This window comes from Pseudomonas sp. SDO5215_S409, from assembly GCF_054071325.1.
This window is the reverse complement of sequence record NZ_JBSVWN010000178.1, coordinates 1-473: the sequence shown is the minus strand read 5'-3', so window position 1 is coordinate 473 and position 473 is coordinate 1. Positions and strand designations below refer to the sequence as shown.

General features: G+C 60.7%; 1 pseudogene. It reads left to right on the top strand.

Going from position 1 to position 473, the window contains the following annotated elements:
* Positions 1-473: pseudogene (locus ACW9H9_RS28800) on the top strand (T6SS effector BTH_I2691 family protein); the annotation flags it as partial.

Genomic DNA, 473 nt, shown 5'->3' with positions numbered 1-473 from the left:
CAGCACGCATTACAAAGTGCTTTTGCGGTGCAGAACCTGTGTGGTTTCGACACCGCCGCGTTTATCCCCGCGTCGATAAAAGACCCGCTCCAACGGCAGGCTTATACCGACGACCTCTACACCTTGCTCGCGACCCACGATGACATTGAGCGAGGCAAGGACCTGGCGGGGTCTGCCGAGGGCGGGCTGGTGGATATCGGGGCCATGCCGACCCTCTCTGCCGCGCAGGCGGTGTTCAAAACAACCTGGGGCCACCTGCCCGATAGAGAGAAATGGCAAGTCGCACTCGAGGACTGGAACGCCAAACGACTGTGGCGTGAGGACGTGCGTTTTGACGAGGTGCAAACCTACCTGAGCCAAACCACCCGCGACGCCCTGCGACTGCAACGCCATTGCCAACACAGCGAACAGGACCTGCTCACCTGGCTCAACCAACTGGACCCCAACGCCGAAGCGATCTACCACGACACCTG